Raw genomic sequence first — 1865 nt, forward strand, 5'->3', positions numbered from 1 at the left:
GCTTCGCGTTTCCGCCGGTTGCTCCCACCACGCCATTTGGCTTATCAAAAACAGCCGAGGCTCTAATCGCAGCCGGATGAAACTTCAGTGGCAGGTCAGCGCTAAAACAGCTAGACGAATTTCGTGCGGAGCTGGATTTGGAAAAATCAATCAAAGAATCAATGGGTTTCATATTTTACGCGAGCGAGGACTTACTACTCCTGAGCCAGTCAAGCGCATAGTCAGGATAGGGTCATTGAACTGGTCCTAGCCACTAAGCGTAGCCAAATGGGTGGCTTGGTTGGCACACCTCTGTGGCGAATTGCGCAGTTCAGCCCAAATTCGCGGAGAAGGAGATAGGTAATGGTGACTGATCTGCCAGATGCGTACATAGCCAATATCAATGATCTTCTATCACAGCAGCTTGGTTGCAATGGATTCGTGCTTGAGACGGAAAGCGATGACAGCGTCGGAGTTTTGGCGCGGCGGTATTTCACTTTCTGCCGAAAATCTATTGATAATCTCACGCGGAAGCTGGACGTACGCGCAAAGATTTATCTCTGCTTTGTCCACGACACTGAAAAAGACTTCCAAGCCTGCGCCATCAGACTTGGTAAAGACGAGTACTGCGTGGCGGTTTGGCTTGCAGCACCAATACGCACGTTTAGAACCGTAATTCAGCTTATGAGCACATCGGCGATTGCTCAACACCTTGAGTATACGCTCGACACCTATACCCACCGCACCGAAGCGATGGCGTCCGATACGTTTGCCGCGTATACAGCGCTTGGCTTTGAAGCGCCTGTTAAATTCGATGAGCCATTGAAAATATTGTGCACACAAATTGCATATGGCGCTATTGAATGGTTGTTATATCACGAGCTAGGACACATCATTAATGGACATTTAGAGCTTGGCAAAGAGTTCAACGGTCTCACCTTTATTCTAGAAGATGACCCTTCGGATGAACGCGACGATAACCTTACAAGCCAAGCTCTTGAATACGATGCCGACTGCTTTGCAACGTGGCTATTGCTTCAACTACGGTTACAAACCCCGGTCGCTATAGAGGAAATCCGTCCAAGCCCCAGTGAAGCAGAAAAGGAACTCCTTCGGTTACGATGCTTTGTTTTTGGAGTTTCTGCGATTGTTCGAGGTTTTGACGATCATCCGTTTGACGTGAGTACCATTTTCAATTCCGATCACCCACCAGGCGTCATTAGAATGAACTACATGATCGGTTTAGTCGCCATCACAGAACTCGAGAACAAATTTCCTTATAAAGCAGAGGAAATCGCTGAAGCTGCACTCGCAACAGTTTTGGCTCTAGAGCAATCAATCTCACAAGCTACAGGTACGGAGGATGGCAGAAAAAATGTCTTGACGGCGTTGGAGCTAGCTTGGGAACACTTCAATGTGCCCGTCCACGTGCGATGGGCAGAGCTTTACCCAACACTCGATAAGTACAAGATGGGCTCCGGGAAGCTAGCTGCGCGGCAATATCCCCCTGCATAACTTGTGCAAGTACGTCTAGGCTCCGGGTCGAAAGTTTCAACCGCACCTGGTGCGATCGAGATCATCGGAGGCTTAAGCCTACGCTGCCATAAGCGTGATCGCTTAATCGAACCAGCGCGGTTTCGAGGTCATAAGTAACCGCTGTTCCACCCCCACCTTGCTCGCTGCCGCCTGATCTATGATCGACATTCCATGGATGAAGAACGGGAGTTTCTCCATGGAGACTACATTGGAGTTTCTCACATATGGGAAGCCTGTACGTGAGGTTCGTCGTAACCATCCGGACTAGGCCGCAGACCTTATGAATTTGGCTCATCAGCGATGATGCGTTCGATCTTTTCCGGATCACATTGCTCGTCGATAAGGAACTG

The 1865-nt window shown here is 49.2% G+C and carries 1 protein-coding gene; it reads left to right on the top strand.

Annotation, left to right across the window (positions count from 1 at the left end):
• Positions 1 to 342 precede the first annotated feature (342 nt).
• Entirely contained in the window at positions 343 to 1494 is a 1152-nt protein-coding gene (locus ACQZ40_RS25670) for a hypothetical protein (protein WP_448748909.1), read from the top strand.
• Positions 1495 to 1865 lie beyond the last annotated feature (371 nt).

Source organism: Agrobacterium sp. 16-172Ci (assembly GCF_053522725.1).